Origin of the sequence: Curtobacterium sp. SL109 (genome assembly GCF_026672405.1) — a bacterium.
Taxonomy (GTDB): domain Bacteria; phylum Actinomycetota; class Actinomycetes; order Actinomycetales; family Microbacteriaceae; genus Curtobacterium.
On record NZ_JAPPRB010000001.1, the window covers coordinates 40,027 to 63,482 of the forward strand.

Annotated in this window: 25 protein-coding genes; 14 read left to right on the plus strand and 11 right to left on the minus strand. The window is 69.9% G+C overall.

Going from position 1 to position 23,456, the window contains the following annotated elements; all coding sequences use genetic code 11:
* Positions 1 to 95 precede the first annotated feature (95 nt).
* Entirely contained in the window at positions 96 to 884 is a 789-nt protein-coding gene (locus tag OVA28_RS00245) for a response regulator transcription factor (RefSeq protein ID WP_268095317.1), read from the plus strand.
* Positions 885 to 973: 89 nt separating this feature from the next.
* Complete coding sequence (locus OVA28_RS00250; protein WP_268095318.1) at positions 974 to 2,152, plus strand: sensor histidine kinase; 1,179 nt, start codon at positions 974 to 976, stop codon at positions 2,150 to 2,152.
* A 12-nt stretch (positions 2,153 to 2,164) separates the two neighbouring features.
* Here OVA28_RS00250 and OVA28_RS00255 read toward each other — a convergent pair whose 3' ends face one another.
* Entirely contained in the window at positions 2,165 to 3,538 is a 1,374-nt protein-coding gene (locus OVA28_RS00255) for an MFS transporter (RefSeq protein WP_268095319.1), read from the minus strand.
* Positions 3,539 to 3,699: 161 nt separating this feature from the next.
* Between OVA28_RS00255 and OVA28_RS00260 the strand changes: the two genes are divergently transcribed.
* The 5 genes from OVA28_RS00260 (at position 3,700) to OVA28_RS00280 (ending at position 8,248) form a co-directional block, all read left to right on the plus strand.
* Entirely contained in the window at positions 3,700 to 4,626 is a 927-nt protein-coding gene (locus OVA28_RS00260; protein WP_268095320.1) for a helix-turn-helix domain-containing protein, read from the plus strand.
* The gene (locus OVA28_RS00265; protein ID WP_268095321.1) at positions 4,623 to 5,501 is read left to right on the plus strand and encodes an FAD:protein FMN transferase; all 879 of its coding nucleotides are present in this window, start codon (positions 4,623 to 4,625) and stop codon (positions 5,499 to 5,501) included. Before OVA28_RS00260 ends, OVA28_RS00265 begins: the two co-directional genes overlap by 4 nt.
* Before the next feature lie 79 nt (positions 5,502 to 5,580).
* Positions 5,581 to 6,054, plus strand: coding sequence for a hypothetical protein (locus OVA28_RS00270; RefSeq protein ID WP_268095322.1), 474 nt, complete (start codon positions 5,581 to 5,583; stop codon positions 6,052 to 6,054).
* 53 nt (positions 6,055 to 6,107) lie between these two features.
* Complete coding sequence (locus OVA28_RS00275) at positions 6,108 to 6,932, plus strand: oxidoreductase (protein WP_268095323.1); 825 nt, start codon at positions 6,108 to 6,110, stop codon at positions 6,930 to 6,932.
* A gap of 272 nt (positions 6,933 to 7,204) precedes the next feature.
* Entirely contained in the window at positions 7,205 to 8,248 is a 1,044-nt protein-coding gene (locus OVA28_RS00280) for a LacI family DNA-binding transcriptional regulator (protein ID WP_268095325.1), read from the plus strand.
* A 63-nt stretch (positions 8,249 to 8,311) separates the two neighbouring features.
* Here the strand turns inward: OVA28_RS00280 and OVA28_RS00285 are convergent, their stop codons facing one another.
* Entirely contained in the window at positions 8,312 to 9,574 is a 1,263-nt protein-coding gene (locus OVA28_RS00285; protein WP_268095326.1) for an MFS transporter, read from the minus strand.
* A 162-nt stretch (positions 9,575 to 9,736) separates the two neighbouring features.
* Between OVA28_RS00285 and OVA28_RS00290 the strand changes: the two genes are divergently transcribed.
* The 4 genes from OVA28_RS00290 to OVA28_RS00305 are packed head-to-tail and all read left to right on the plus strand — an operon-like array spanning position 9,737 to position 13,401.
* The gene (locus tag OVA28_RS00290) at positions 9,737 to 10,771 is read left to right on the plus strand and encodes a Gfo/Idh/MocA family protein (RefSeq protein WP_268095327.1); all 1,035 of its coding nucleotides are present in this window, start codon (positions 9,737 to 9,739) and stop codon (positions 10,769 to 10,771) included.
* Between the two features lie 13 nt (positions 10,772 to 10,784).
* Positions 10,785 to 11,249, plus strand: coding sequence for a heme-degrading domain-containing protein (locus OVA28_RS00295; RefSeq protein ID WP_268095328.1), 465 nt, complete (start codon positions 10,785 to 10,787; stop codon positions 11,247 to 11,249).
* Positions 11,246 to 12,391, plus strand: coding sequence for a Gfo/Idh/MocA family protein (locus OVA28_RS00300; protein WP_268095329.1), 1,146 nt, complete (start codon positions 11,246 to 11,248; stop codon positions 12,389 to 12,391). The genes OVA28_RS00295 and OVA28_RS00300 overlap by 4 nt, the downstream gene beginning before the upstream one ends.
* Entirely contained in the window at positions 12,388 to 13,401 is a 1,014-nt protein-coding gene (locus OVA28_RS00305; RefSeq protein WP_268095330.1) for a sugar phosphate isomerase/epimerase family protein, read from the plus strand. Before OVA28_RS00300 ends, OVA28_RS00305 begins: the two co-directional genes overlap by 4 nt.
* 84 nt (positions 13,402 to 13,485) lie before the next feature.
* Here OVA28_RS00305 and OVA28_RS00310 read toward each other — a convergent pair whose 3' ends face one another.
* Both OVA28_RS00310 and OVA28_RS00315 read right to left on the minus strand, forming a co-directional pair.
* The gene (locus OVA28_RS00310) at positions 13,486 to 13,785 is read right to left on the minus strand and encodes a Dabb family protein (RefSeq protein ID WP_268095331.1); all 300 of its coding nucleotides are present in this window, start codon (positions 13,783 to 13,785) and stop codon (positions 13,486 to 13,488) included.
* The gene (locus tag OVA28_RS00315; protein ID WP_268095332.1) at positions 13,782 to 14,723 is read right to left on the minus strand and encodes a TolB family protein; all 942 of its coding nucleotides are present in this window, start codon (positions 14,721 to 14,723) and stop codon (positions 13,782 to 13,784) included. The genes OVA28_RS00310 and OVA28_RS00315 overlap by 4 nt, the downstream gene beginning before the upstream one ends.
* A 51-nt stretch (positions 14,724 to 14,774) precedes the next feature.
* Between OVA28_RS00315 and OVA28_RS00320 the strand changes: the two genes are divergently transcribed.
* A complete protein-coding gene (locus tag OVA28_RS00320) occupies positions 14,775 to 15,806 on the plus strand; it encodes a Gfo/Idh/MocA family protein (protein WP_268095333.1) in 1,032 nt (343 codons plus the stop codon).
* 55 nt (positions 15,807 to 15,861) lie between these two features.
* Here the strand turns inward: OVA28_RS00320 and OVA28_RS00325 are convergent, their stop codons facing one another.
* The 7 genes from OVA28_RS00325 to OVA28_RS00355 form a co-directional block, all read right to left on the minus strand.
* Entirely contained in the window at positions 15,862 to 16,263 is a 402-nt protein-coding gene (locus OVA28_RS00325) for a (R)-mandelonitrile lyase (RefSeq protein ID WP_268095334.1), read from the minus strand.
* A 58-nt stretch (positions 16,264 to 16,321) separates the two neighbouring features.
* Positions 16,322 to 17,491 carry an MFS transporter gene (locus OVA28_RS00330; RefSeq protein WP_268095335.1) on the minus strand — a complete coding sequence of 390 codons (1,170 nt, stop codon included), beginning with the start codon at positions 17,489 to 17,491 and terminating at the stop codon, positions 16,322 to 16,324.
* Positions 17,492 to 17,538: 47 nt separating this feature from the next.
* Positions 17,539 to 18,369 (minus strand): oxidoreductase, encoded by an 831-nt coding sequence (locus OVA28_RS00335; protein WP_268095336.1) that lies wholly within the window; start codon positions 18,367 to 18,369, stop codon positions 17,539 to 17,541.
* A gap of 54 nt (positions 18,370 to 18,423) precedes the next feature.
* Positions 18,424 to 19,182: an SDR family oxidoreductase gene (locus OVA28_RS00340; RefSeq protein ID WP_268095337.1), complete on the minus strand. Its 759-nt coding sequence runs from the start codon at positions 19,180 to 19,182 to the stop codon at positions 18,424 to 18,426.
* Between the two features lie 11 nt (positions 19,183 to 19,193).
* Entirely contained in the window at positions 19,194 to 19,739 is a 546-nt protein-coding gene (locus OVA28_RS00345; protein WP_268095338.1) for a flavodoxin, read from the minus strand.
* 189 nt (positions 19,740 to 19,928) lie between these two features.
* The gene (locus OVA28_RS00350; protein WP_268095339.1) at positions 19,929 to 20,924 is read right to left on the minus strand and encodes an oxidoreductase; all 996 of its coding nucleotides are present in this window, start codon (positions 20,922 to 20,924) and stop codon (positions 19,929 to 19,931) included.
* A complete protein-coding gene (locus OVA28_RS00355) occupies positions 20,848 to 21,693 on the minus strand; it encodes an aldo/keto reductase (protein ID WP_268095340.1) in 846 nt (281 codons plus the stop codon). The genes OVA28_RS00350 and OVA28_RS00355 overlap by 77 nt, the downstream gene beginning before the upstream one ends.
* Before the next feature lie 101 nt (positions 21,694 to 21,794).
* Between OVA28_RS00355 and OVA28_RS00360 the strand changes: the two genes are divergently transcribed.
* Together OVA28_RS00360 and OVA28_RS00365 are read left to right on the plus strand one after the other, a co-directional pair.
* On the plus strand, positions 21,795 to 22,685 hold the full coding sequence (locus tag OVA28_RS00360) for a helix-turn-helix transcriptional regulator (protein WP_268095341.1): 891 nt from the start codon (positions 21,795 to 21,797) through the stop codon (positions 22,683 to 22,685).
* 15 nt (positions 22,686 to 22,700) lie between these two features.
* The gene (locus OVA28_RS00365; protein WP_268095342.1) at positions 22,701 to 23,426 is read left to right on the plus strand and encodes an SDR family oxidoreductase; all 726 of its coding nucleotides are present in this window, start codon (positions 22,701 to 22,703) and stop codon (positions 23,424 to 23,426) included.
* Positions 23,427 to 23,456 lie beyond the last annotated feature (30 nt).

Genomic DNA, 23,456 nt, shown 5'->3' on the forward strand with positions numbered 1-23,456 from the left:
GTGCGAAAACGACGGGAAGCCGGAGCGAAACCCGACCGAAAAGGGTGTTCCGGCAGTCCCTGTTGCTGCGCAGCACGCGCGGTTAGGTTCTCTCCATGCGAGTGCTGCTGGTGGAGGACGAGGCCGGACTGGTCAGCGCGCTGCGTGTCGCCCTCCAGCGGGAGGGCTACGCCGTCGACACCGCACTCCGGCTGGCCGATGCTCGCGAGAAGCTCGCGGTCACCGAGTACGACATCGTCCTGCTCGACGTGAACCTGCCCGACGGCACCGGGTTCGACCTGGCCGACGACATTCGCTCCGGCCGGCTCGTCGCCGTTTCGTCCTCCCCGTCCGGCCAGGAGCCCGGAGCCGCGACGGACGTCATCGACGTCGGCCCGCGCATCCTCATGCTCACGGCTCGTGGACAGCTGCGGGACCGTGTGCGCGGGCTCGACCTCGGTGCCGACGACTACCTCGTCAAGCCGTTCGCACTCGTCGAGCTGACGGCGCGGATGCGCGCGCTCACCCGCCGCGCCGGCGAGGCGGCATCGTCGGTGCTCGTCGACGGTCCGATCGTCCTCGACACCGCCCGGCAACTCGCCCGACGCGGCGACCGCGAACTCGCCCTCACGCTGAAGGAGTTCGGCGTCCTGCGCTACCTGCTGGGTCGGATCGGGTACGTCGTCCCCGCCGAAGAACTCCTCGAGCACGTGTGGGACGAGAACGCCGACCCGTTCACGCAGACCGTCCGGGTCACCGTCGGGACGCTCCGCCGGAAGCTCACCGTCGACGGTGAGGACCCGGCGATCGAGACCGTCGTCGGCCGCGGCTACCGGCTCCGCGACCTCGCGCCTCCGGTCGAGCATGAGGTCCTGGGGTCGCCGGCGATCGGCTCAGTGTCGTGACCGCGCTCGATCGTGCGCGTCGCGAGTTCGGCGACCGACGCTTCCTGAGGCTCCCAACCTGGGCGCGCACCATCCGGATACGCCTCACCTTGACATACAGCGCGGTCCTCTTCGGCATCACGGCCGCAGCGCTGGCCGCAGTCTACGTCGCGCTTTCGAGCACGGTCAGCGCCGCGCCGCTCAACCCGGTGACGATCAAGAAGTTCTACAAGACCGCCGACGGCACCATCGTCTACAAGCCCGGCGAGCAGTTCCAGGTAGCGGACCTCGAGACGGTGCAGCGAGCGGTCAACTACGCGTCGCTGCAGTCGCTGCAGACGTACTCGATCGTTGCCCTGGTCGTGATGTTCGCGCTGAGTCTCGTGATCGGGTGGTGGGTCGCAGGACGAGCGCTCCGCCCCGTCGACGCCATCGCGAAGGCGACGCAGGAGATCACCGCGACAGATCTGTCCCGGCGCATCGACGCATCGGGGCCGCCGGACGAACTGCACACGCTCGCGGACACCATCGACGGCATGCTCGACCGGCTCGACAGCGCGTTCCGGGCGGAACGGATGCTCGTCGAGGACGTCTCACACGAGCTCCGCAACCCGGTGGCCGTCGTGCAGTCCAACGTCGAGGCCGTGCTCGCCGACGACGATGCGACGCCGGAGGAACGCCGCGCCGCCGCGACGGTGGTGCTGCAGTCGACGCACCGGATGACCCGGCTGCTCGAGGACCTCCTCGCCACGGCGCGCGCACGCTCCGAAGCGTTCACCGACCGGGATGTCGACGTCGCCGAGCTCGCACGGGCCGTGGCCTCCGAGTACCGCGTGCTGGCGGACCGGCGTGACCTGTGCGTGCACGAGCGCATCAACGGTGGCCCCCTCGTCTTCGCCGAACCGGATGCGCTCGCCCGGGCGCTCGGCAACCTGTTGTCGAACGCCGTCCGGCTCGCGCCGACTGGTTCGAGCATCATCATCGGTGTCGGGAGCAGCCGCGGCTGGGCTTGGATCGCGGTGCGTGACGAGGGGCCCGGCATCGCCGAGGACGAACGTGCCCGCGTGTTCGACCGGTTCTTCCGGAGTGCCGACGAGACGCATCGTTCGACGGGGACCGGGCTCGGGCTGTCGATCGCACGTCAGATCGTCGAGAGTCACGAGGGCCGCCTCCGGCTGACGAGTCGCGCTGGTGCCGGGTCGACGTTCACGATCTGGCTGCCAGAGCGAGCGGTGCCCGGTGCACCCGCACGGTCGGAGGAGCCGCCGACCGGCGACCCGGTCTCGTGATCTCCGACGTGTTCAGGGACGGCTCTCGGGGCGACGACGCGCACGGAGGTCTGACGGCAGCACGAGCACCAGTATCGCGACGAGTGCGATCCCGAGCATGACTGCGCCGCCGGTGTAGGCATCCGAAATGCGGCCGGAGAGGCTCGCCGCGCCGGCGCCGACCGCGGTGAGCACGGCGACGCCGAGCGTGGATCCGAGCTGGTGTGCCGTGTTGACCAGGCCGGAGGCAGCGCCGGCGTCCTCGGCCGGTGCGCCCGCGATCCCGGCTGCGGTCAGCGGTCCGAAGCAGAGTCCCTGCCCGATGCCGAAGAGGACGAGCGGGCCGGCGAACCCGGCGAGGTAGCCGACGTCCGGTGTGATCCGACTGAGCCAGAGCACGGCGACGAGGACGATGGCGATCCCGACCGCGACCAGGGCCGCGTTGCCGAACCGGCGGGTGAGGCGGGGGACGAACAGCGAGACGGCGAACTGGAGGAGCGTCATCGGGAGGAACGCGATGCCGGCCTGGAGCGCGGACCAGCCGTACACGCCCTGCAGGAACTGCGTCGTGAAGAAGAAGAACGCGATACCGGTCCCGGCGAACAGCAGTCGGGCGACCGCAGCACCGGATCTGCCGGCGTCGGCGAAGAGGCGGAGCGGCATGATCGGGTGGACCGCGCGCCACTCGTTGAGCACGAACACCGCGAGGACGACCGCGCCGGCGACGATCGGCAGAAGGGTCGCCGTCGCGCCCCACCCGCGGTCGCCGCCGTTCACGATGCCGTACACGAGTGCGCCCATGCCGAGGGTCGACGTGATGGCGCCGAGCAGGTCGAAGCGTCCGCGCGTCGGCGCGATCTGCGGGAGGTACCGGACGGCGAGGACGATCATCACCACGGCGATCGGGACGTTGATGAAGAATCCCGCACGCCACGAGACCAACCCCGCGAGCGCTCCCCCGACCACCATGCCCAAGCTCGCGCCCACTCCAGCGGTGGTGCCGTAGAGCGAGACGGCTCGGGTCCGCTCCGGTCCGGCCGGGAACGTCGAGGTGATGAGGGAGAGCGACGACGGCGCGACGACGGCCGCACCGATGCCCTGGAATGCCCGGGCGGCGATGATCCACGCCTCGTTCTGCGCCGTCCCGACGAGCAACGACGCGAGCCCGAACAGCGCGAGGCCGATGACGAACACCCGCTGGCGTCCGAGGAGGTCGCCGGCCCGTGCACCGAGCAGCAGCAGGCCGCCGAAGACGAGCGTGTACGCGTTCTGCACCCACGACAGAGCCGTCGGTGACAGGTCCATTCCGCGTTGGATCGCGGGCAGCCCGGTGAAGATGATCGAGTTGTCGAGGACGATCATGAAGTAGCTGACGAGGACGATGGCCAGGACGACTGTCCGGTGCACCACGGATGGGGACTCGGGTCGTGCTGTCGCGGTGGGTGCAGTGTCGGGGGCAGCGGTCATGGACGACAGTCCATCGCGCTGCGCCATCGAGCGACAGTGACAGGCTTTCCGTGTACCAGCGGTCCCTCCTTCGCGCCGGCGAAGGCGCGTAGCGTGTCGGGATGGACCAGGATCACCGCCCCGCGAGTGACGGCTCCGAGCACAGCACGGAGATCAGCGACTTCCTGCAGAGTCGGCGTGCCCGGATCACCCCGGAGCGCGCAGGCATCGTCGGTGGTGGACGTCGACGTGTGCCCGGGCTCCGACGTGAAGAGTTGGCGATGCTCGCCGGGGTCAGCTCCGACTACTACGCGAAGATGGAACGTGGCCACCTGGCCGGGGTGTCCGACGAGGTCCTCGACGCTTTGGCCCGCGCACTGCAGCTCGACGAGGCCGAGACCGACCACCTGTTCGACCTCGCCCGCGCGGACTCCCCCGTCCCGGTGCGACGACGCACGCCGAAATCGACCGACCATGTCGTCCGCCCGAGCCTGCAGCGCTTCCTTGACACGATCACCGGCACGCCGACTATCGTCCAGAACCGCCGCAGCGATGTCATCGCGACGAACGCCCTCGGCCGCGCACTGCTCTCCCCTCTCCTCGACGACCCTGCGAACCAGGGCAACAACGCCCGCTTCACGTTCCTGAGCCCGGCGTCGCGGAACTTCTACGTCGACTGGGAACAGGGTGCTTCGAGCCTCGTCGCCTCGATGCGCAGTCACGCCGGGAAGAACCCGCATGATCGTGACCTGACCGACCTCGTCGGCGAGCTCGTCACGCGCAGCGACGACTTCCGCCGCCGCTGGGCCGCGCACGACGTCCACTTCCACCGATCCGGCACGAAGCGACTGCACCACCCCGCAGTCGGCGACGTCGAGGTGGCGTTCGAAGCGATGCAGCTACCGGACAGCCCCGGATGGACGATGTACGGGTACACGACCGTGCCCGGTTCACCCAGCGATGAGCGCGTCCGGTTGCTCGGCAGCATCGCCGCAAGCGAGGCTGCCGCTGCCATCGGCGCGACGACGGACACGACCGGAACGGTGTGAACACCGATCGCCGCTTCGTCTTCGAAGGGATCGGCACCCACTGGCAGCTGGACGCCACGGAGCCGATCAGATCGAGTACCCGCGCGACCATCCTCGACGCGGTCGAGGACTTCGACCGCACGTGGTCACGATTCCGCAGCGACTCGCTCGTCACTCGGATGCGATGCGCCGACGACGGTGGGGTATTCGCCTTCCCTGCCGAGGACGCGGCGCTCTTCGACCTCTACGACACGCTGCAGGACGTGACCGACGGGGCGGTCGACCCGCTCGTCGGCGCGGACCTCGAGGCCCTCGGGTACGACGCCAGCTACTCACTCCGACCCGTCGATCCACCGCCCGTCGCCCCGCACCCGTACCGCTGGTGGACCGACGTCCGCCGCGACGGACCTGTCCTGGTCACTGATGGGCCGGTGACCCTCGACATCGGGGCAGTCGGCAAGGGGTACCTGGTCGACCGGCTCGATCGTCTGCTACGCGACGACGGGCACACGGCATTCGTCGTCGACGGCAGCGGTGACATGGCTGTCCGCGGCCCCGACCGGCTGCGCGTCGGGCTCGAGCACCCGTCGGATCCGGAGCGCGTCGTCGGCGTCGCCGTGTTGACGGACGCGGCGATCTGCGCCTCCGCGACGAACCGACGCCGGTGGGGGCGGGACCTGCACCACGTCGTCGACGCGCGTACCGGAAGGCCGACCGACGAGATCGTCGCGACGTGGGCGGTCGCTCCCTCCGCTGCCGTCGCAGACGCGTGGGCGACGGCGCTGTTCTTCGTCGACCGGCCGACCGCGGACGCCGGCGGTGTCGAGTGGGCACGAGTGACGGCCACCGGCCGACTCGAATCGTCGCCCGAGTTCCCCGGCGAGCTCCACGCCTGAGGCGCCCCGACGCACTCGACACGAGAGGGGGAACAGCGGAACCCCCCACGTCATGAGCTCTCGGACTTGCATGGATGCCATGGCGACCACGAACCGGATCCGGACCCTGACCGCCCTCGCTGCGGCCTCCACCGTCATCGGCCTGACCGCGGGGTGCTCCACGGGCGACGCCGGTACGACGACGACGAACTCACCGACCTCCGGCACGAGCGATCGCGAAGGCGGAACGAGCACCAGCGGCGCCGCCGCCGCCGGTGAGGCCGACTACCGTGACGGCGACTACGAGGCCACCGGCGAGTACGGCGGCCTTCCGAGCCACCTCGACGTCGCGGTCACGATCGCCGATGGTGACATCGCCGACGTGACGGTCACCCCGACGGCGACGAACGAGACATCGCTCGGCTACCAGCAGGACTTCGCCGATGCCGTCCCCGACGTCGTCATCGGGAAGCCGCTGGCGGAGGTGTCGGTCGGCAAGCTCGCGGGGTCGAGCAGCTGCGGCGACGGCTTCAACGACGCGCTCGAGCAGATCCGCGAGCAGGCAGCGGTCTGACCGTCTCCGGCCCGAGCGACACCAGCACCAGTCCGAACACGAGAGGAACACCCATGAGCACCTGGCTCATCACCGGAACGTCCAGCGGCCTCGGCCGAGCCTTCGCCGATGAGGCCCTCGCACGCGGCCACAACGTCGTCGTCACCGCACGCGACGCCGCGAAGGTGCGCGACCTCGAAGAGCAGTACCCCGACACCGCGCTCGCGACCACCCTCGACGTCACCGACCCGGACAGCGTCCGCGCGGCCGTCCGCGCCGCCGAGGACCGCTTCGGCGGCGTCGACGTCCTGCTCAACAACGCCGGCTACGGCTACCGCGCCGCCGTCGAGGAAGGCGACGATGCCGACGTCGCCCGACTGTTCGACACGCACGTCCACGGCACGGTCCGGACCCTCAAGGCCGTCCTGCCCGGCATGCGCGCCCGTCGCTCGGGAACCATCGTCAACTTCTCGTCGATCGGCGCCCGGACGACCGGGCCGGGTTCGGGCTACTACGGTGCCGCAAAGGCAGCGATCGAGCAGCTCACGATGGCACTCCGCACCGAGGTCGCACCGCTCGGCATCACCGCGACCGTGGTCGAGCCGGGAGCGTTCCGCACCGACTTCTCCGGACGGTCCCTGACCCAGTCCGACACCGTGATCGACGACTACGCGGGTACCGCAGGCAAGCGCCGCAAGGAGAACGACACGACGCACGGCACGCAGCCGGGCGACCCCGCCAAGGCGGCGACGGTCCTCGTTGACGCGGTCGACGGTAGTGCGCTGCCGTACCTGCTCCTGCTCGGTTCCGACGCGGTGCCGACCGTCCGCAAGGCGCTCGCGGCGCTCGGCGCAGACATCGACGCCTGGGAGTCGAAGAGCGTCACCACGGACGTCTGACGCGACTGCACCGCAGGAGGCGCGGCGAGGTCTGACCCGGTCCGCGCCTCCTCGACTTCGCGGGTCAGGCGTCCGCGTCCCGCCGCACGGTCAGCAGGTGCTCGATCTCGCGTTGAGTACCGCGTTCCAGCGGATTACCGGTCGGTCCCGAGCGACTACCGGAGACGATCAGCGGAAGAGCGGGTCGCGGTTCCGACGTCGCATCACCGCCAGAAGGCCCGCCGTGCGCGGTCAGCGAGGTGCCGGCCCGGTGCTCGTGGGAAGATCGCAGCGTGACGACGGAGACTGGCGACCTGGGGCGGCGCCCCTGTGGATCGGGGCGTCTGCCCACGATGCGCGACGTGGCCGAGCACGTCGGGATGTCCCGACAGCTCGTGTCGCTCGTGCTCCGCGGAGCGCCCGGCCCAAGCGCTGGGTCACGCGAACGGATCCTCGCCGCAGCCGCCGAGCTCGGGTACCGGCCGCACACGTCCGCTCGACTCCTGCGTGAGGGGCGGACCCGGCTCATCGGTGCTGTGTTCAGCATGCGGAACCCGTTCCAGGTCCGGTTCGTCGAGCGGCTCTTCGCCCGTGCCGCCGAGCAGGGCTTTGGCGTCGCGCTCGGGCCGGCTGATGCGGACCGCTCGACGGACGAAGTCGTGGCCGACCTGCTCGGCGAGCGTGTCGAGGCCCTCGTCGTGTTCAACCCGGACCCGAACACGACCGCGCTCCAGGAAGCGAGCCGCCTCGTCCCCGTCGTCCTGCTCGGCGAGTGGACGGACGCGCCCTACGCCGACAACGTGCACGTCGACGAGACCGGCGGACTCCGCGCGGCCGTCGAGCACCTGGTCGCACTCGGGCACCGCCGGATCGCCTACGTCGGCGGCGAGGACGGGCTGGTCGGCCGTGACCGTGCCACGGCCTACCGCGAGGCGATGGCGGCCTGCGGCCTCGACGACGAGGTCGACGTCGTCCCGTCCGGCTTCACCGAGGAGGGCGGCGCCACGGCGGCCCGCACGCTCGTCGCTCGCGAATCACTGCCAACCGCCGTCGTCTGCTGTGGCGACCAGTGCGCCACCGGACTCCTCGCCGTGTTCGCCCAGCAGGACGTCGCGGTCCCCGGGCGGGTGTCGGTAGTCGGGTTCGACGACAGCTACCTCGCGTCACTGAGCTACCACCGGTTGACCTCGGTGCACCAGGACGTCGAGGCGACCGTGGACGCGGCGCTCTCGGCTGTCGTGGACCGGACCGACGGGGACGGCGGGGAGCGCCGTCGCATCGCCACGCCCACCGGATTCGTGGTGCGCGAGTCGACGGGTCCTGCCGCGAGCGTCTGACGGACGGGAGGCGCGGTGCGGGCCCGCACCGCGCCTCCCGTCCCTGGGCTGGTCGCGTCGGACTCAGCGCACGCTGCGGATGGGCAGGACCACGGCCGCGCCGACGAGCGCGACGATCCCGGCGACCCAGAGCAGCACCTCGTAGTTGTCGCCGGCGCCCACCCCGAGGAGCAGTGCCCCGAGGCCGGGTGCGATCGACTGCGGGAGCGAGTTCGCGATGTTCATCACGCCGAGGTCCTTGCCGGGCTTGTCCGGCTCGGGCAGGACGTCGACGACCAGTGCGCTGTCGACGGCGACGTAGATGCCGTAGGCGAAGCCCATGACGACCTCGGCGGCGTAGAAGTGCGCAATGTCGTTCGCGAAGACGAGGACGACGAGGCCGACTCCGAACAGCACCGTGGAGCCGGCGACGAACACCTTCCGGCGCTGCAGTCGGTCTGACGCCCAGCCGGAGAACACCGTACCCACGAGCAGAGCGATCGTGTACAGCAGCACGCCGAGTGCGATCGCCGACGTCGCTCTCGCCGTGGTGAGTCCGATGTGGTCTTCCATGTAGAACAGGCGGAAGGTCGTGAACAGGAACGTCGCGAGCGTGATGAGGAAGCGGGACCACCACGCCATGCCGTAGTCGGGGTGCTTGATCGGGTTCGTCCAGAACGTCCGGAGGATGGTTCGCCACGAGAACGGCTTCGGACGGGCCTCGGGCAAGCGGTCGGGGGTGACGAACATGTACACGACGACGCAGAGCACCCCGAGGACACCGGGCAGGATGAACAGCAGCGGCAGGTTCTGCACGAGCAACACCGCGGCGTAGGTGCCCGCCAGGATCGCGACGTTCTGCGCGAAGCCGATGACGCTTGCGGCACGTCCGCGCTGCAGCTCGGGGACGTTGTCCGCCCAGCTCGCCATCATCGCGGAGAACGCGGCGTTCGATCCGAGCTGACAGATGAGCCAAGCGACGGTGAGGGTGCCGACGTTCGGGGAGAACGCGACCATCGCGAGGCCGCCGAGCAGCACCAGGATCCCCCCGAGCAGCCACGGCCGCCGGCGGCCCCAGCGCGTGCGCGTCCGGTCGCTGAGCGCGCCGAACAGCGGGTTGCCGATGATCGCGCCGAGGGAGCCCAGCGGGAGCGCGACGCCGATGACGGACGCCGGATCGGCGGGGTTGAGCGCTTGCGCCTTGAGCTGCATGCTCACGAAGACAGGAGACAGGATCGCCACGTAGATGCCGAACTGCGCGAGGCCGAGCGCGGTCAGGTACCAGGCGCTGACGTTCTGGGTGGGGGTGGCGGTGGTGAACGGGTGGGCCGGCAACCTTGTCGACATGCGACTCCTCCTCGGGTCGTGTCCACGTCGTCCGGTCGAACCCGATCATCGGTGATCGAATTTGGCTCGTGCTAACCTGACGACATCGGCGATGTTATCTCGTGCTAATCGGGATTTCCACCACTCGTCTGAGATCTACGGCAACGCGAGCACTGGAGCACGATGATCCCCACGGTCCTGCCAGAACCCGACCTCTTCACCGCCGACTCGGGCGAGCCCGTCCTGCGCTGGGGCATCGTCGGCCCCGGGTGGATCGCGGGCGAGTTCGCCACCGCGATCCGGTCCAACACCGCGCAGCGTCTGGTCGCAGTGGCATCGCGTTCGCGCGACCGCGCGATCGCCTTCGCCACCGAGCACGGGATCGAGACCGCCCTCGGCAGCATCGACGAGCTACTCGCGCGCCCCGACGTCGACGTCGTGTACATCGCTACGCCGCAGAGCGACCACGCCGTGACCGCGCTCGCAGCGATCGCCGCCGGTAAGCACGTCCTCGTCGAGAAGCCGTTCACCGTCACCGCCGCCGAAGCGCGCCGGGTCGCCGACGCAGCCCGCGCCGCCGGGGTCCTCGCGATGGAGGGGATGTGGAGCCGCTACCTCCCCCAGGCTTCCGTCCTCCGCACCCTGCTCGCCGACGGTGCCCTCGGCCAGGTCCGCAGCGTCCTGGCCGACCACGGCCAGGCGATCCCCTTCGGCCCCGACCACCGTCTGTTCCGTCCCGAGCTCGGCGGCGGCGCACTGCTCGACCTCGGCATCTACGCGGTGCAGTTCGCGTCCACGGTGCTCGGTGCGCCGACGCGGGTCACTGCGCGCGGGGCGATGACCGAGTCCGGCGTCGACGCCTCCGGCTCCCTCGTGCTGGAGTACGCGGACCAGGCGCAGGCGCTACTCCACACGACCATCGCGGCCCGGACCCCCACAACCGCGTCGATCGCCGGCACCGAGGGCACGATCGACCTCGCTGGCCCCTTCTACAACCCCACGACCTTCACGATCTCGGCCGCTGCACACGGCTCGCCCGTCCAACACTGGGAGGACCCGACACCGCTTCGTGGCTTCGCCGCCCTGGCGTGGGAGGCCACCGCGCTGGCACGCTTCGTCGGCGAGGGTCGTACGGAGTCGCCGCTGCACACCCTCGACGAGACGGTGTCGATCCTCGAGACCATCGACACCGCCCGCGCGCAGATCGCCGCGGGCTGAGCAGGAGACGACGATGTCCGACCTCATCACCACCCTCGAAGAGCAGGAGCGCGACCTCGTGCTCGACACGTTCACCCACGACGACGCCTGGGAGCTCGGCCTGGTCCTCCGCGGGATCGCCGCCGACGCCGGACACGGTGTCGGCATCGACATCCGGCGCCCGGGGCTCCGACTCTTCCGCGCGGCCCTGCCCGGGATCACCCCCGACCAGGACGTCTGGATCGACCGGAAGGCCGCTTTGGTGCTCCGGATGGAGGCCTCGAGCGCGCTGGTCGACGCTCGACTGTCCGCCGCCGGGGTCGACCCCGCCGCGATCGGCTGGCTCGGCCCGGAGTACGCCGTGACCGGTGGCTCGTTCCCGATCCGGGTCCGCGGCGTCGGGGTCGTAGCGGCCGCGACCGCCTCCGGTCTGTCCTCGATGGAGGACCACGAACTCGTCGTCGCCGGGATCCGGGCGTTCCTCGAGGGGCGCCGGTGACGCCACTGCGCGTCGCAATGATCGGGTCGGGCATGATCGCGGCCGCCCACGTTCGGGCTGCGCGGGACGCCGGAGCGGTCATCGTCGGCCTGCTGGGCTCGTCGGCCCCCCGCTCGCGCGAGGTCGCCGAGCAATGGGGCGTACCGACCGGGTACGCCTCGCTCGACGACCTGATCGCGGACGGCCCCGACGTCGTGCACGTGTGCACGCCGAACGACACCCACGTCGACTACGCCGTCGCGCTGACCGGTGCCGGGCTTCACACGGTCGTGGAGAAGCCCGTCGCGACCACCCTGCCCGAGGCGCGTCGACTCGCCGATGCCGTCCGCGCCGCCGGCACCGTGAGCACGGTGCCGTACGTGTACCGCTACCACCCGATGGTCCGGGAGGTCCGCGCCCGGATCGCCGCGGGCTCGCTCGGCCGCGTGCTCACCGTGCATGGGTCCTACCTGCAGGACTGGCTGGTCTCGCCCGAGGCGTCGACCTGGCGGGTCGACCCGGCCCGGGGTGGCGCCTCGCGGGCGTTCGCGGACATCGGCACGCACTGGGCCGACCTCGCCGAGTTCATCGCCGGGATGCGGTTCACGGAGTTGACCGCCCGGACGTCGATCGCTTACGCCGAGCGCCCCAACCCGTCCACGGCCAGCGCGTCGTTCGGCCGACCGGATACCGCCTCTGTGGCCACCGTCCCCGTCCGCACCGAGGACACCGCCGTCGTCACCTTCGCCACGGCCGACGGCTCGCTCGCCAACACCGTGGTGTCGCAGGTCGCCGCCGGCCGGAAGAACCGCCTCTGGATCGAGGTCGACGGCAGCGCCGGCTCCGCGGTGTTCGACCAGGAGCAGCCCGAGTCGGTGTGGTTCGGCGGCGAGGACGGCTCCACAACGGTGCACCGCGCCGAGGGCACCGTGTCCGACGACCAGGCCCGACTCAACCGCACCCCTGCCGGTCACCCGCAGGGGTGGACGGACGCCTTCGCCGTGTTCTGCGCCGACACCTACGCGGCCGTCCGCGGCGAGGTCCCCGAGGGGCTGCCGACCGTCGAGGACGGCGTCCGTTCGCTCGAGGTCGTCGACGCCGTGCTGCGCAGCGCCCCGACCGGCGAGTGGACCGGCATCAGCACCCGAACGGAGACACGATGAGCACCACCGCGAACCCCGTCACCTTGTTCACCGGCCAGTGGGCGGACCTGCCCTTCGAGGAGGTCGCACGCCTCGCGGCCGGGTGGGGCTACGACGGCCTCGAGATCGCGGCGTCGGGCGACCACCTCGACCTCGCCCGCGCCGACGAGGACGACGTCTACCTCCGCTCGCGCCTGGACGTCCTCGACCGGTACGGACTGGGCGTCTGGGCGATCTCGAACCACCTCGCCGGGCAGGCCGTGTGCGACGACCCGATCGACTTCCGCCACCAGGCCATCGTCCGCCCCGCGATCTGGGGCGACGGCGACGGCGAGGGCGTCCGGCGGCGTGCGGCCGCCGACATGCAGCGCGCGGCCCGCGTGGCCCGGAAGATGGGCGTCGACACCGTGGTCGGGTTCACCGGATCGAACATCTGGCAGTACGTCGCGATGTTCCCGCCAGTCGGGCAGGACGTCATCGACGCCGGCTACCAGGACTTCGCGGACCGGTGGAATCCGATCCTCGACGTGTTCGACGCCGAGGGCGTGCGGTTCGCCCACGAGGTCCACCCGTCCGAAATTGCGTACGACCACTGGACGAGCATCCGCGCACTTGAGGCAATCAACCACCGTGCCGCGTTCGGGTTCAACTGGGACCCGTCGCACATGGCGTGGCAGGGCATCGACACCGTCGGGTTCATCACCGACTTCGCGGACCGCATCCACCACGTCGACTGCAAGGACACCCGGATCCGTCCCGCGTCGGGCCGGCAGGGCATCCTCGGATCGCACCTGCCGTGGGGCGACCCTCGCCGCGGCTGGGACTTCGTCTCGACCGGACACGGCGACATCCCGTGGGAGGACGCCTTCCGAGCCCTGCGGCACATCGGGTACACCGGGCCGATCTCGATCGAGTGGGAGGACGCCGGCATGGACCGCCTGCACGGCGCCGCCGAAGCGGTCGGGCACATCCGGTCGCTGCTCTGGCCGCAGCCGGAGGCTGCGTTCGACGCCGCCTTCAGCAACCAGTAGCGGTGGCCGTCACCAGACGGCGGACGGGAGGCGCTGTGCCGGCTGGCACCGCGCCTCCCGTCAGGTTTTCACGCCGTCAGGTGTTCACGCCGGGAGTGGGACGAAGTCGAACTCCTGGAACGCCCGGACCTCCTCCGCCCAGCGCCTGGCGACGAACCCCTGGTGCGCCGGGTGGGCGTCGTAGGCCGTGTAGGCGTCCTGGTCGGCGAACCGCATCGAGAACTGGAAGCGGAAGTCGCTCTGCTCGGACACCTGCCGCGACACCGTGAAGTCGCGCACGCCGGGGATGGCCGGCAGGGTGGCCCGGGCAGCTGCGAGGAATGCGGCCTCGTCGGCGGAATCCGGTTCGTGGACGAGCGTGAAGCAGACGGTATGAACGATCACGCGGGGTCTCCGATGGGGTAGTCGACGAAGGCGAAGGCGGACCCGTCGGGAGCCCACCCGTTGACGTTGAGGGTGCCCTGTCCGCCGTCGAGCTCGACGACGGTTTCGGCTGCCTGCCATGCCTCGGGGCCCCAGGTGCTGACGGATCCGTCGCCGGTGACGAGGCGCAGGCGGACCCGCTTGTCGGCCGGGTGTCCCTCGGTGCCGGGCGGGAAGGACAGGTAGACGGCGGCGTCGTCGGTCGGTGCCGGGTGCGGGAACCAGTTGACGTGCTCGTCGACGGTGAGCTGCTCGATGCCCGAGCCGTCCGGCTGGACCCGTGCGATCTGCGCGTGACCCGGTGCCTGCTCGAACTGCTCGGTGTTGAACAGGATCCAGGTACCGTCCGGGGTCCACTCCGGACCGTCCGCGGCAGCGGGCTCGGTCGTCACGGCGCGGTCGGCGCTGCCGTCGGCGGCCATCACCCGGATCGTCCCCGACGACCACACGGCGTCACCGGACGGGTCGAGGTGTACGTACGCGAGTTCGGAGCCGTCGGGGCTGACTCCGTGCAGGAAGTGCAGCCCGCCGTCGTCCGGAGTCACCCGGGTGGCGGCACCACCGGCGAGCGGGGCGGACCAGATGTGGAAGTCGTTCGCGCTGACGTGCACGGTGACACCGTCGGGATCGAGCACGTGGTCGTTGTTGATCGGCGGGACGCCGGGGATGTCCACCGCGGTCGGGTCGGCGGAGCCGTCGGCCGGCATCGTCCACAGGACACCGTCGGCGTTCAGGACGAGCCAGCCGTCGACGGTCCAGTTCGGCGCCTCGTACAGGCGCTCGGCGGACTCGTGCACGGTGGTCACAGTGCGGTCGTTCCGGTACCAGATGCGAATGCGGCAGCGCTGGCCGGGGGCGAGGAGGCGTCCGGGTGGGGTGGCTTCGGCGTCGTTGCTCATGATTCCCTGCTGTCGAACAGTGTTGGCTCGTGCTAATACTAAAGCATGACGATGACGTTGACGCTTCCGAATCCAGACCTGCCCGACCCCGACGCGGTACCTGCGCTGCGCTGGGGAGTGATCGGCACCGGGATCGCCGCGAAGTTCGTCACGGCGATCCATCGGCACACGCCACAGCGCGCGGTCGCTGTCACTGCTCGCGACGCCGTGAAGACGGAGGCGTTCGCCGCCGAGCACGGCATCGAGCGTGTCCACGCCTCTGTCGGCGCGCTGGTCGAGGACCCGGCGGTCGACGTGGTCTACGTGGCGACTCCGCACCCGCTGCACCGCGAGCATGCCCTAGCCGCGATCGCCGCCCGCAAGCACGTCCTCATCGAGAAGCCGATCGCGATGTCCGCCGCCGAAGCGCGCGAGATCACCGATGCGGGTCGAGCCGCGGGAGTCCTCGTCATGGAGGCCATGTGGACCCGCTACCTGCCGCAGACCGACGTGATGCAGCGGGTCCTCGCGGACGGTGTGGTTGGCGATGTGCACGTCGTCACCGCCGACTTCGGCTTTACCATGCCGTACGAGCCGACGCACCGGCTGTGGGACCCGGCACTCGGCGGCGGCGCGCTACTCGATGCAGGCGTGTACCCGATCTCGTTCGCGGCCTCGGTCCTCGGTGCTCCGAGCCGGGTCGTCACCGAGGGCGACAGCGGTCCGGGCGGTGTCGACGTCCGGGCCGACTTACTGCTCTCCTACGACAGCGGCGCCCGGTCGGTGCTGTCGACGTCGCTGCAGACGGCGCTGCCGGTGCGGGCTTCGGTCGTCGGTACCGAGGGGCGCATCGACATCGGCAGCCCGTTCTTCGGACCGTCGTCGATCACGGCGACCATCGGGAACTTCGCCGCGTCGCAGTCGGCATCGTTCACCGACCGGCGATTCGAGGTCCTGCACGACGGACTCGCCTATCAGGCGACGGCCCTCGCGTCCTTCGTCGCGGAGGGGCTGGTCGAATCACCGGTCCACACTCACGACGACGTCGTCGGGGTCATGGAGGTGATCGACATGGCCCGCGCGGCGATCGCGGCGCGCGCCTGACAGACGTGGAATGCCCCCGGCCTCGATGGTCGGGGGCGTTCCACGTGGACGGCACTCAGCGGCCCTCGTACTCGTCGTCCGTGATGTGTTCGAGCCAGGTCGTGCTCGTCGCGGGGTCGTCGCCGCTCTCCACCATGGCGATGTGCTCCATGAAGACACCGGGAGCCGCGGCGTGCCAGTGTTCCTCGCCGGGCGGGGTGTACAGCGTCTGACCCGGGTGGACCTCGATGATCCCGCCGGTGCGGGTCCCGAACCGCCCGATGCCCTGCGTGACCCGCAGGTACTGACCCTTCTCGTGCGAGTGCCAGGCGGTCCGGCCCCCGGGAGCGAAACGGACCATGGCGACGGTCATGTGCTGACCGTCCTCGTGCGGGGAAGCGATGGGGTCGAGCCACACGTCGCCGCCGAAGCGCTCGGGCGGATTCTTGCTGGTCGGGACCTCGGGTTCGATGTTCATGGTGCTCCTTCGCTTGTCGGTGTCAGTACGGAGTGCGGTCGGCCGAGACGCCGAGCGGTCAGGGACGGCTCGCTGCGCGCTGTGCTCCTCGGAGCGCGACGATCGCGACCACGGCGGCGATCAGGACGAGCACGCCGTATCCGTACGCGATCTGGTCCGGCGCCATGAACGTCGCCAGGCGACCTGCGACGAGCCCTGGCGCTGCGGCTCCCGCGTAGGAGATCAGGTACAGGGTGGCGAGCAGGCCGGCGCGGTCGCCGGGTGCCGCCTCGCCGAGGACAGCGCGCATGCCGCCGGCATTGGCGCTGCCCTGCGCTATCCCGGCGAAGGCGCTCGCTGCCAGGAACCACCAGATGGCGGCCAGGTGCAATGTGATGAGGACGGCCGCGGTGGCGATGACGAAGACGATCAGTCCGACCCGCATCGCGGACGGCGCACGCCACCTTCCGGTCAGGAGGCCGCCAATCGGGCTGAGGATGACGATCGACGAGAACACCAGGGCGACGATGAAGGCGTTCGTGGTGCCGAGCTCATCCGCGGCGAGGACGGGTGAGAAGGCCTGGTAGAAGCCGGTGAGCGCCCAGGTACCGGCGAGCCCGGCACCGACCGCGAACAGCAGTCGTCCCTGCCCGGCCGGTACGAGCACACGCGGGATCAGGGATCGCAGCGCGCCCGGACGCCGGTCGACGGTCTCGGGGCAGAACGCCACGACGACCGCCAGGACCACGAGCAGGGCCGCGACCACCGTGTAGATGAACACGGTCGGAGCGGGACCGTACTGCACGAGCAGACCGGATACGAGCGCTCCGAGGGGGATCGCGAACGGTGGGGCGTTGCTCGTGATCACCGGGCCGAGCCACGCCGGCCTGCGGGGTGCAAGGTCGAGGATGTACGAGCCGAGCGCGCTCGAGGCGACCCCGCACGCGATGCCCTGCAACATCCGGCCGATGAGCAGCAGCCCGAGGTCGTGGACCTCGAGCATGACGAGGCACCCCGCGGCGGCGCACAGCGCAGCGCCGACAGCCATCGGCCGGCGACCGACGTGGTTCGACAGCCGCCCGGTGGTGAGCAGCGCGACCGCGGTGGTGGCGAGGTACACCACCGTCGTGACGGCGAGTCCGGCGCTTGTCACCCCGTCGTCGGCGCGGTACGTGTTGTACAACGGTACCGGCGTCCCCGACGCGAGGAACACCGCGACGAACGTCAGGGCTGTTGCGCCGAACGCCATCCCACCCGAGATGCGTGGCCGGACTACGCTCACGGAATCGGTTGCGGTCACGACGCAGGGTCGTCCGCGTCGGTGCTGCGGGTGAGGTGTTCGAACCGATCGACGTCCTCCGCGGCTTCGCCGGCAGCGGTCTGGAAGCCGCCGAGCGCGTCCGTCCCGAGGACCAGCAGCTTCGGCGGCTCGTGGTGTTCGACCGCAGCGAGGACGGCAGCTGCCGCCTTCGCCGGATCACCGCGCTGCGCGCCGAGCGAGGTGCTCCCGGTCCGGCCGAGGACCTCGTCGTAGGCGCTGATCTCGCTCGCGCTGCGGTCGGCGGAACGGCCGCGGAAGTCGGTGCGGAACGAGCCCGGCTCGACGACCATCACGTGCACGCCGAAGGACTCGACTTCCTTCCGCAACGACCCGGACAGTCCCTCGAGGGCGGCCTTGGCCGCGGAGTAGTAGCCGCCCCCCGCAATGGTGATGCGGGCACCGACGGAGGAGATGTTCACGATCGTGCCGGTCCGGCGCTCGCGCATCCCGGGCAGGACCGCCTTGATGAGGTCGACCGGGCCAAAGAAGTTCGTCGCGAAGAGCCGTGCCACGGCGGCGTCCTCGCCTTCCTCGACGGCGGCGGTGTACCCGTACCCGGCGTTGTTCACTAGGACGTCGATGCCACCGAACGACTCGATCGCGGCGTCGACCGCGCGAGCGATCGAACCGGGGTCGGTGACGTCGAGCGCCACCGGACGTGCCGTGTCCCGGTACAACCGGACCAGGTCCTCGATTGCGTCGGTGTTCCGAGCGGTCGTGACGACCTGGTGACCGGCAGCCAGGACGTGCTCAGCAATCGCACGGCCGAGGCCGCTCGACGCTCCGGTGATCAGCCAGGTGGACATCGTGATCCTCCTTCTGCCTGCAACGCAGGCGGTGTCTTCGGTGCGCTTCGGGGTTTAGTCGCGCTGACGAACGCGGTCGAGGTCGTCGACGACGCGCTGCGGTTCCTGCTCGAGCGGCAGGTTGTCCGCGTCACCGGCGCCGTCGATCGAGTCGCTGCCGTCCGCCGGCAGCGCTGCGAACACCGGGCTCAGGTCCTGCTGTTCGGAGCCAGGCTCGGCCACGAGTTCGAACGTGCGGTGGCCGGCGTCCGGATTGGTGAGGCTCTCGACGAGGACCCGAGCGATCTGCCGCCGGGCGATCACACCGTCGGCCGGGCCGCCGGTCTGGTGGGTGTCGCCCTGACGCGGGGCGATGCGGAGCTGGTCGTCGTCGTTGTAGTCGAACCAACCCGGACGGACGATCGTGTACTCGTTCCCGCTGGCGCGCACCAGGCGTTCACCGCGGCGCTTCCACTCGGAGCTGTCGCGCAGCGCCGTGACGCCGATAGTGGTCATGAGTGCGATCCGCACGCGACGGCCCTGCAGGGCGTCGAGGACGTTCTTGACGGCCCCGTAGTTGACCGCCTCGGCGTTCCCGTTGTCGCCGTGAGTGAAGACGACGGCGTCGATGTCCCCGACGGCGTCCTTCAGGCTGGCCGGGTCGGTCAGGTCGCCGATGACGACGTCCACGCCGCGGGCGAGTCCCTGCGCCTTGTACGATGTCCGCGCGAGCGCGCGGGTCCGGTGTCCTGCGGCCACTGCGGTCGCGACGACGTGCCGGCCGACGCTGCCGGTAGCGCCCACGACGAGGACGGTGAGTTGCTGGTCGGTCATGGTGGTGCCTTTCATGCAAGACCGGCGGCACTGAGCCACCGGTCGACGTCGGACTCGGTGCCGTCCTCGCGGACCTCTTCGCCGCGGACGGCCAGGCCGTCGCCGATACGGGCACCGGTGCGGAGGTCACGGTAGAAGGACTCGGTGTTCCCGAGCCGGCTGACGGCGTAGGAGACGAACGGGCGGAGCGACTTGTCGGACAGGTCGACCGCTTCGGCGAAGGTGGCCATGATCATCGGCGGCTGCACGTTCCAGATCGGGCTGCCGAGCAGGACGGTGTCGTACTCGGCGAGGTCCGGCAGGTCACCGGCGATCCGCGGGCGAGCGTCGCTGTTCTGCTCCTCGACGTTCCGACGGACAGTGTCGTCGTAGCGGTCCGAGTACGGTTCGGCAGCCTCGATGCGGAACACGTCGCAGTCGATGCGGTCGTGGATCAGGTCGGCGAGGACCTCGGTGTTCCCGATGTCGAGCCTGCGTCGACCACCGTTCCAGTAGTTCTCGCCGGCGCGAGAGAAGTAGGCAAGCAGGATGCGGTTGGAGCCGGTCGCGGGTGTCACGGTGTCTCCTGGAGAGGTACGGGGGGTGGGTGCAGAGCTGGAGCACGCGGCAAGGCTGGCCGCCGCCAAGCCGGCTACGGTGAGGCCTGCACCGCGAAGCAGGGTTCGACGGCTCACGGAACCGCTCTGAGCGGCGAGTCGGGGGCGAGAGGTGCCGGGAGCGGTAGAGCGCGACATCACGGCCTCCAGTTAGCTCGCTGTGTCAAAAGCGGTGCTGATCGAGACCTCGCGCCAGGTCGCCTGCTCGTCCCGGGCGGTGTCGAGTTTGGCGGTGACGAGGTCGAAGCAGTCCTGACCGAGCTGGATGCGGGCAGGCAGCGGATCGACCTGCTCGAGGTCGACGATCACCTTCGCGGCCTTTGCGGGGTCGCCAGGTTGGTTGTGGTTCGCGTCCGCTGCGACCTGCCGGGTGTGTCCGGCGGTGTGGGCGTAATCGTCGATGACTGTGTCGGCTGCCACGAGGCTGCTGGCGTCGAGAGCGTCGGTGCGGAACCCTCCGGGCTCGATCGCGACGACACCGATGCCCAGCGGTGCCAGCTCTGCTTTCAGGGCTTCGCTGATGCCTTCGAGCGCGAACTTCGTGGCGCAGTACACGCCCCATCCGGCGCGGGACACGAAGCCACCGGAGGAGGTGATGGTGATGATCGTCCCGGACCGCTGCTCGCGCAGCTGCGGGAGGACGGCGCGGGTGACGGTGAGGGTGCCGTGCACATTCACGTCGAACACCGTCCGGGTCTCGGCGTCGCTGGCTTCCTCGACGGCCCCGAGAAGGCCGGTGCCGGCGTTGTTCACGAGCACGTCGATGCGGCCGAACCGGTCGACGGCCGCCGCGACCGCGGCGTCCGCCTGGCTGGCGTCGGTGATGTCCAGCGGCAGCACGAGGAGGCGATCGCCTTCGCCGAGGACGTCGATGACGTGACTGGTGGTGCGGGCGGTCGCAACGACGTTGTGGCCGCTGCGGAGGGCTTGGCGGGCGATTTTGATCCCGAAGCCGCGGGAGGCTCCGGTGATGAACCAGACAGACATGACGCTCCAGAGGGACTGGTGATACAGGACGAGGGCGCCCTTCTCCGTCGGATGGACGAGAAGGGCGCCCTCGGTAGGAGTGTTAGAGGCGGCGGGCGGCGAGGTGCCGGACCGTCTCGGGATCGGCGTGATCGAAGAACTGCGACGCGCCGGTGTCAAGGGCCTTGATGCTCTCCAGCTCGTCAGCAGTGAGCTCGAAGTCGAACACGTCGAGGTTCTGCGCCATGCGCTCCGGGTTCACGGACTTCGGGATCACGACGATCTGGCGCTGCGTGAGGTAGCGCAGAACGACCTGGGCAACGGACTTCCCGTGCGCATCACCGATCTTCGTCAGGACGTCGTTGGTGAACAGGCCGTTCTTGCCTTCGGCGAAGGGGCCCCACGACTCGATCTGCACATCCTCCTTGGTGAGCAGCTCGTGGTAATCGTTGTTCTGCTTGAACGGGTGGGTCTCGATCTGGTTGACGGCCGGGGTGATCTCGTTGTTGACGATGAGGTCGATGAGGCGGTCAGCGGCGAAGTTGGAGACACCGATGGAGCGGGCGCGACCGTCCTTGTTGGCCTGCTCCATGGCGTGCCACTGCCCGTAGACGTCACCGAAGGGCTGGTGGATCAGGTACAGGTCGACGTAGTCGAGGCCAAGCTTGGTCAGAGACGAGTCGAGGGCACGGGTCGTGTTCTCCTTGGCGGGAGCGTCCTGGATCCAGAGCTTCGTGGTGATGAAGAGCTCGTCACGAGCGATGCCGCTCTTCGCGATGGCGGCACCGACTGCTTCTTCGTTGCCGTACGCGGCGGCGGTGTCGATGAGGCGGTAGCCAGCGGCGAGGGCGTCCGACACGGCCTTCTCGGTCGCGTCGTTGTCGACCTGGAAAACACCGAAGCCGAGGATCGGCATTTCGATGCCGTTGTTGAGAGTCACTGTCTGCATGTACCCATCACACGCCTCTGCGCCTGGCCGTGGGAGTGACGGGTTATCCGTGTACCAGCAGTCACTCCTCCGCTGTCCAGCCCAGTCGTACCGTGGCTGGCATGGATAACCAGGCAGAGGTCAGCGAGTTCCTCCGGACCCGCCGCGCCCGGATCACCCCGGAGCAAGCGGGGATCATCGGAGGTGGGCGTCGCCGTGTTCCCGGGCTACGCCGTGACGAGGTCGCGATGCTCGCCGGGATGAGCATTGACTACTTCGCGAAGATGGAGCGTGGCCACCTCGCCGGGGTATCCGCAGAAGTACTGGACGCGGTCGCCCGCGCACTCCAGCTCGACGAAGCCGAAACGGAACACCTGCACGACCTCGCCCGAGGAGCTGCCCCTGCACCAATCCGACGCCGAACGCGCGCAACCGACAGCAACGCGGTGCGTCCGAGCCTGCAACGCTTCCTCGACACCGTCACCGGCACGCCGACCTGGGTGCGGAACCGGCAGATGAACATCATCGCCACCAACCCGCTGGCGCGAGCCCTGTTCGCCCCGCTCTTCGACAGCCCGTCCGGCCGCGGCAACAACGCACGGTTCATGTTCTTCGATCCCGCGGCTCGCACCTTTTACCCGGACTGGGAAGCCGGCGCCAGCAGTATCGTGGCGACACTCCGGTCCGATGCCGGTCGTAATCCGAACGACAAGGAGCTCACCGGCCTCATCGGTGAGCTCGTCACCCGCTCCGACGACTTCCGCGTCCGTTGGGCGACGCACGACGTCCGGTACCACCGAACTGGCACCAAGCGGATGCACCACCCGGACGTCGGCGACCTCGAGTTCGCCTACGAAGCCTTCGACCTGCCCGACAGCCCCGGCTGGAGCATGTATGCATGCACCGCCGCTGCCGGCTCCCCGACCGAGGAACGCTTGGCGCTCCTCGGCAGCCTCGCAGCGAGTCCTCTCGCCGCGATCCCTGCGCTCCCTCGCCCCGGCGACCAGAGCTGACCCGAAAGGTACCTCATGTCAGAATCCGCCAACCGCGTCGCCGTCATCACCGGCGCGTCCTCCGGCATCGGCGAAGCGACCGCTCGAGCGCTGCACGCCGACGGCTATCAGGTTGCGCTCCTCGCTCGCCGGCAGGACCGCATCAACGCGATCGCCGCGGACCTCGGCGACGGAGCAATCGCGATCCCCGCCGACGTCACCGACCGCGACAGCCTCACCGCCGCAGCAGCCCGCGTGCAGGACGAACTCGGTGGCGCAACCGTCCTCGTCAACAACGCCGGTGTCATGCTCCTCGGCCCGTTCTCCAGCGACCAGCGCGACGACTACCGTCGCATGATCGAGATCAACCTGCTCGGTGCGATCACCGCAACCGAGGTGTTCCTCGGCCAGATCACCAGCGGCGGCGGCGACGTCATCAACATCTCATCCGTCGCCGGCCGCACGGCTCGCTCGGGCAACGGCGTCTACGCCGCGACGAAGTGGGGTGTGAACGGCTGGTCGGAGTCCCTTCGCCAGGAGCTCCTTCCGGACGTCCGCGTCACGCTCATCGAACCGGGCGTCGTCGCTACCGAGCTGCCGACGCACATCACGCACGAAGCGACGAACGAGTCCGTCAACCAGATGTACGACCAGGCGACCGTCACCGCCGAGGACGTCGCGGAGGTCATCGCGTTCGCGCTGTCCCGTCCCCGGCACCTCGCACTGAACGAGATCCTCCTCCGCCCGTCCACGCAGGCCTGACGCAGACCGGCTCGATCGGGCGACGCCCGA

Bases quoted from the DNA above. Each gene is read 5' to 3' on its own strand.
- OVA28_RS00335 (WP_268095336.1), bottom strand. From the start codon at position 18,369: ATGTCCACCTGGCTGATCACCGGAGCGTCGAGCGGCCTCGGCCGTGCG.
- OVA28_RS00340 (WP_268095337.1), bottom strand. From the start codon at position 19,182: ATGACCGACCAGCAACTCACCGTCCTCGTCGTGGGCGCTACCGGCAGC.
- OVA28_RS00305 (WP_268095330.1), top strand. From the start codon at position 12,388: ATGAGCACCACCGCGAACCCCGTCACCTTGTTCACCGGCCAGTGGGCG.
- OVA28_RS00360 (WP_268095341.1), top strand. From the start codon at position 21,795: ATGGATAACCAGGCAGAGGTCAGCGAGTTCCTCCGGACCCGCCGCGCC.
- OVA28_RS00365 (WP_268095342.1), top strand. From the start codon at position 22,701: ATGTCAGAATCCGCCAACCGCGTCGCCGTCATCACCGGCGCGTCCTCC.
- OVA28_RS00330 (WP_268095335.1), bottom strand. From the start codon at position 17,491: ATGGCGTTCGGCGCAACAGCCCTGACGTTCGTCGCGGTGTTCCTCGCG.
- OVA28_RS00270 (WP_268095322.1), top strand. From the start codon at position 5,581: ATGGCGACCACGAACCGGATCCGGACCCTGACCGCCCTCGCTGCGGCC.
- OVA28_RS00260 (WP_268095320.1), top strand. From the start codon at position 3,700: ATGGACCAGGATCACCGCCCCGCGAGTGACGGCTCCGAGCACAGCACG.
- OVA28_RS00315 (WP_268095332.1), bottom strand. From the start codon at position 14,723: ATGAGCAACGACGCCGAAGCCACCCCACCCGGACGCCTCCTCGCCCCC.
- OVA28_RS00275 (WP_268095323.1), top strand. From the start codon at position 6,108: ATGAGCACCTGGCTCATCACCGGAACGTCCAGCGGCCTCGGCCGAGCC.
- OVA28_RS00245 (WP_268095317.1), top strand. From the start codon at position 96: ATGCGAGTGCTGCTGGTGGAGGACGAGGCCGGACTGGTCAGCGCGCTG.
- OVA28_RS00295 (WP_268095328.1), top strand. From the start codon at position 10,785: ATGTCCGACCTCATCACCACCCTCGAAGAGCAGGAGCGCGACCTCGTG.
- OVA28_RS00355 (WP_268095340.1), bottom strand. From the start codon at position 21,693: ATGCAGACAGTGACTCTCAACAACGGCATCGAAATGCCGATCCTCGGC.
- OVA28_RS00320 (WP_268095333.1), top strand. From the start codon at position 14,775: ATGACGTTGACGCTTCCGAATCCAGACCTGCCCGACCCCGACGCGGTA.
- OVA28_RS00325 (WP_268095334.1), bottom strand. From the start codon at position 16,263: ATGAACATCGAACCCGAGGTCCCGACCAGCAAGAATCCGCCCGAGCGC.
- OVA28_RS00285 (WP_268095326.1), bottom strand. From the start codon at position 9,574: ATGTCGACAAGGTTGCCGGCCCACCCGTTCACCACCGCCACCCCCACC.
- OVA28_RS00290 (WP_268095327.1), top strand. From the start codon at position 9,737: ATGATCCCCACGGTCCTGCCAGAACCCGACCTCTTCACCGCCGACTCG.